Origin of the sequence: Mycobacterium sp., assembly GCF_049802695.1 — a bacterium.
Classification (GTDB): Bacteria; Actinomycetota; Actinomycetes; order Mycobacteriales; family Mycobacteriaceae; genus Mycobacterium.
Genome location: NZ_JBARMY010000517.1, coordinates 1 through 4766 on the forward strand (window position 1 = coordinate 1; position 4766 = coordinate 4766).

Consider the following 4766-nt stretch of genomic DNA (forward strand, 5'->3'; position numbering starts at 1 on the left):
GGGTGAGCGCGACGGTGGCCGCGACGTCGTTGCTGCTGTTGCCGTTGCCGCTGCAGACCCGCACGGTGATCGGCCTGCTGTGCGGCCCGCTCGTAGGAATCGCTGTGCATCTGGCCGCGCTGGCACGTCCGCGCACCTGACCAGCGTGTAATTTGTGGGAATCGCCATGCAATATCCCGACGTGTGGATCGTCATTCCAGCCTTCAATGAAGCCGGCGTCATCGGCGAGGTCGTCGCCGACGTGCGCTCGGTCTTCGATCACGTCGTTTGCGTCGACGACGGCAGTAGCGACGACACCGGCGAAATCGCGCTGCGGGCCGGGGCGCACCTAGTGCGTCACCCGGTCAATCTGGGGCAAGGTGCTGCCATCCAGACCGGCGTCGAATACGCCCGCCGGCAACCCGGAGCCCAGGTCTTCGTCACCTTCGACGGAGACGGTCAGCACCGCGTCAAAGACGTCGTCGCCATGGTCGATCGGTTGACTGCGGGTGAAGCCGACGTGGTGATCGGAACCCGTTTCGGCCGGGCGGCACTCAGCAAGCCGCCGCTGCTCAAGCGCATCGTGCTGCAAACCGCGGCCTGGCTCAGCCCGCGCGGTCGTCGTCTCGGGCTGACCGACACCAACAACGGGCTGCGGGTGTTCAACAGGACCGTCGCCGACGGGCTGGACATCACCATGAGCGGCATGAGTCACGCCAGTGAGTTCGTCGCGCTGGTCGACGAGAACCATTGGCGCGTGGCCGAAGAGCCCGTCGAGGTGCTTTACACCGACTACTCGAAGGCCAAGGGGCAGCCGCTGCTCAATGGCGTCAACATCATCTTCGACGGATTCCTGCGACGACGGAGGCGACGATGAACTGGATCCAGGTGTTGCTGATCGCCGCGGTCATCGCGCTGCTGGTGTACCTGCTGCGGTCGCGAACCAAAGCGCAGTCCCGGGCGTGGGTCAAGGTCGGCTATGTAGTGTTCGTGTTCGCCGCCGGATATGCCATCCTGCGCCCCAACGACACCACCGTGGTGGCGCACTGGCTCGGCGTGGCCCGCGGCGCCGACCTGATGCTCTACGGGTTGATCATCGCGTTCGTGTTCACGACGCTGAGCGCCTACCTGCGCTTCAAGGACCTTGAACTGCGTTATGCCCGACTGGCTCGCGCCATCGCCCTCGAAGGCGCTCGAGCACCTGACGGCGAAGCATCAGCCGGCGGCGAGGCGGAAGTATTCGACGGTCCGCCGCACGCCATCGGCCAGGTTGACTTCGGGCCGCCAGTCTAAAACCCGCTGCGCCGCATCGATATTTAAACACGAGCGTTTCAGGTCGCCCAGCCGCGGCGGATGAAACTCCGGGTCATCGGGCGCTCCGGCAGCCGCCGCGACCGCCGAATGCAATTGCCGGTCAGACGTTTCCACCCCGGTACCGATGTTGAACCGTTGACCGCCGCCGCACGGCCCCGCTGCGCGCACGAAAGCTTCAACCACATCGTCGACGTAGACATAATCGCGGGTGTTGGATCCGTCACCGAAGACCTTGGTCGGCTTGCCCGAAAGCAGCGCCTGAGCGAAGATCGCCACCACTCCGGCCTCGCCGTGCGGATCCTGGCGTGGGCCGTAAACATTGGCCGGCGCGATGTGCGAACACTCCAGGCCGTACAGGTGTCGGAAGGTATTGAGGTAGATCTCACCGGCGACCTTGCCCGCAGCGTAGGGCGACGCCGGATCGGTCGGCACCGTCTCGCCGGTGGGGTACGTCGGCGGGGTGCCGTAGATGGAGCCACCGGACGAGGTGTGCACGATCTTGCGCACCCGTGCGCTGCGCGCCGCATCGGCCAGCCGGACCGTGCCGATCACATTGACCGAGGCGTCGAATTGCGGGTCGGCTACCGAGCGCCGGACGTCGATCTGGGCGGCAAGGTGAAACACCACCTCCGGCCGGTACTCGTCGAGGATCGCCTGCAGGTCGGCGGTCACGATGTCTGCTTCGACGAAGTTGAATTCGGGCTGGTCGGCGAGATGCTCGAGGTTGGTCGCGCGGCCGGACGCGAAGTTGTCCACGCCGACGACGAAGTGGCCATCGGCCATCAGACGGTCGACCAGCGTGGAGCCGATGAATCCGGCTGCGCCGGTGACCAGTGCGCGCACCGGCCCACCATACCGACGACCCGGGCTGTGCCGGGCACCGCAGTGACGGTCAGAGGCGGTAAGAACGGACATATGCCCGGCCAGCTGACTCGTATCCCCCGGGTCGCGCTGGTCGCGGCGGCGTTGATTGCGCTGCAGCTGGTGATTCGGGCCGTCCTGGCGTTCGGCGGCTATTTCTACTGGGACGACTTGATCTTGGTCGGGCGGGCCGGAACCCACGGCCTGCTGTCGGCGTCATACCTGTTCGACGACCACGACGGGCACGTCATGCCCGGCACCTATCTGGTCGCCGGGTTGATCAGCCGACTGGCGCCGCTGAACTGGGTCGGCCCAGCCATCAGCCTGGTGGTGCTGCAACTGCTGGTCTCGCTGGCGCTGTTGCGCGCCTTGCACGTGATTCTCGGCTGGCGGCCAATGCTGCTCATTCCGCTGACGTTCGCGCTGTTCACGCCGCTGGCGGTGCCGGGTTACGCCTGGTGGGCCGCCGCACTGAATTCGCTGCCGATGCTGGCCGCGCTGGCCTGGGTCTGCGCCGACGCAATTCTGCTGGTTCGCACGGGACGTCAGCGATATGCGGTGACCGGTGCGCTGGTGTACTTCGGCGGGTTGCTGTTCTTCGAGAAGGCCGCGGTGATTCCGTTCATCGCGTTCGCCGTCGCCGTGTTGCTGTGCCATGTGCAAGGCCATGAACAAGGCAGAGCCAACCCGCTACGGACGGTGTGGGCCGCGGGCCTGCCGTTGTGGACCGCGGCGTTGGCGTTGAGCGCGGCGTGGGTGATGGTCTACCTGGCCGTGGTGGATCAGCAGCGGTGGAGCACGGACCTGGCGATGACCAACGACCTGCTGCGCCGTTCGATCACGCACGGCATCGTGCCCGGGCTGGCCGGCGGACCATGGGTGTGGGACCGGTGGGCGCCGGCGTCGCCGTGGGCCACGCCGCCGGTGGTGGTGCGGGTGTTGGGCTGGCTGGTGCTGGCGGGCGTCCTGGGTGTGTCGCTGGCCCGCAAGCGACGCCTGGCTTGGGTGTGGCTGACCGCCGCCGGTTACGCGGTGGCCTGCCAGGTGCCGGTCTATCTGATGCGCTCGTCGCGGTTCACCGCGCTGGAACTGGCGCAGACGTTGCGCTATCTCCCCGACCTGGTCGTCACGCTCGCCCTGCTGGCAGCGGTCACTTTCTGCGCGCCGAATCGGCCGGCCGAGCGTGGGTGGCGGCGTTGGCTGGACGCTTCCCCTGCCCGCACCGTAGCGACCACTGTAGTGGCGGTGCTGTTCCTCACCAGCAGCCTGTATTCGACGGCAACTTTTCTGGCCGCCTGGCGCGACAACCCCGCACAGCCCTATCTGCAGCACGCCCGGCGGGCGCTGGCCGCCGCGCATGCGGCTTCCCGGGCGCCGCTGCTCGATCAGGAAGTCGACCCGCTGGTGCTGCAACGGGTGGCCTGGCCGGAGAACCTGGCCAGCCACATGTTTGCACTGCTGCGCGACCGGCCGGATTTCTCGCACGCCACCGATGATTTGCGGGTGCTGGACGACTCAGGCCGGCTGGTCGACGCCCGAGTGGTATGGGTTCGCACGATCAGGCCCGGGCCGTTGCCGCAGTGCGGATACTTCGTGCAGCCCGATCAGCCGGCACGCCTTGCCCTGGACGGGCCGTTGTTGCCCGCGGAGTGGACCGCCGAGATCAACTACCTGGCCAACAGTGACGGCTCGATGACGCTTTCGTTGTCCGAGGGGCCGGCGGTCAAAGTTGTCCTGCATCCCGGCCTCAACCGGGTGTACGTCCGGATTCCCGGGGCGGGCGACGCCATCACGCTGCGCGCCGACACCGCTGCGCTGGCGGTGTGCATCGCAGCCGGGCCGGTGGGCTTCCTGGTGCCGCAGTCAGGCCGGTGAGTGCTGCAGTAGGCCGGTGAGTGTCGCCAGGACCCCGCGAGCGTGCGCCAGGAGCGCCGCGAGCGTGCGCAGAATGCCGGCGGAACCGGCGTGTCAGCGGACAAACACGCACCCTCGCGGATGGCGCGCGGGGAGAGCCACCTAGGAGAATCGAACTCCTGACCTGCTCATTACGAGTGAGCCGCTCTGCCGACTGAGCTAAGGTGGCGTGCCCTGACGGGCGGCACGAGTCTACGGCAGGCTCGATGATCGTCCCAAGCGTGCCCGGCCCGCTACGAGCGCAGTGCCTGACCAATGGTGGCGACCATCGCGTCGACCGCGAACTTCGGTTTGACGTTGACGGCGAGCGCTTCCCGGCACTCCAGCACGGCTTCAATGCAGCGCAGCAGCCGCTCCGGATTGCCGTGCGCGGCCATCGCGGCCACCCGGTCGGTCATGTCCGGGTGATTGGCGCGCACCCGCCCGGCACCCGCGGACACCACCAACGCGTCGCGGAAGTAGGTGGCCAGGTCGATCAGCGCGCGGTCCAAGGCGTCCCGGGAGGCGCGAGTCTGCCGCGACTTCTGCCGTCGCTCAAGGTCTTTGATCGCGCCGGCTGCGCCGCGCAGTGCCCCCGCAGCACCTTTCCCGGTGCCACCGGCCCCCAGCGCCGTGCGCAATTCTTCAGTCTCGGCCTCGGCGCGCTCGGCGGTCAGCAGGGCGGCTTCGGCTTCGGCAGCGGCCACCAACTCCTCGGC

4 protein-coding genes, 1 tRNA gene and 2 pseudogenes are annotated in these 4766 nt (G+C 67.7%); 4 read left to right on the forward strand and 3 right to left on the reverse strand.

Annotated features, from left to right (window positions below):
- The 3 genes and pseudogenes from WA317_RS20435 to WA317_RS20445 all read left to right on the forward strand — a co-directional run.
- Window positions 1-140: pseudogene (locus WA317_RS20435) on the forward strand (hypothetical protein); the annotation flags it as partial.
- A gap of 26 nt (window positions 141-166) precedes the next feature.
- Window positions 167-856, forward strand: a complete 690-nt coding sequence (locus tag WA317_RS20440; protein ID WP_425174764.1) for a glycosyltransferase family 2 protein — start codon at window positions 167-169, stop codon at window positions 854-856.
- A pseudogene (locus WA317_RS20445) lies at window positions 853-1185 on the forward strand (DUF2304 domain-containing protein); the annotation flags it as partial. The gene WA317_RS20440 and the pseudogene WA317_RS20445, both read left to right, overlap by 4 nt.
- Window positions 1186-1194: 9 nt before the next feature.
- Here WA317_RS20445 and WA317_RS20450 read toward each other — a convergent pair.
- Window positions 1195-2136 carry an NAD-dependent epimerase/dehydratase family protein gene (locus WA317_RS20450; protein WP_425174761.1) on the reverse strand — a complete coding sequence of 314 codons (942 nt, stop codon included), beginning with the start codon at window positions 2134-2136 and terminating at the stop codon, window positions 1195-1197.
- Between the two features lie 72 nt (window positions 2137-2208).
- Here WA317_RS20450 and WA317_RS20455 point away from each other — a divergent pair, with 72 nt between their 5' ends.
- Window positions 2209-4029 carry a hypothetical protein gene (locus tag WA317_RS20455; protein ID WP_425174762.1) on the forward strand — a complete coding sequence of 607 codons (1821 nt, stop codon included), beginning with the start codon at window positions 2209-2211 and terminating at the stop codon, window positions 4027-4029.
- Window positions 4030-4164: 135 nt separating this feature from the next.
- Here WA317_RS20455 and WA317_RS20460 read toward each other — a convergent pair.
- Together WA317_RS20460 and WA317_RS20465 are read right to left on the reverse strand one after the other, a co-directional pair.
- A tRNA-Thr gene (locus WA317_RS20460) sits at window positions 4165-4237 on the reverse strand.
- A gap of 64 nt (window positions 4238-4301) precedes the next feature.
- Window positions 4302-4766, reverse strand: a 465-nt coding sequence (locus WA317_RS20465; protein ID WP_425174763.1) for a DNA polymerase III subunit delta' C-terminal domain-containing protein, incomplete at its 5' end; no start/stop codon positions are given.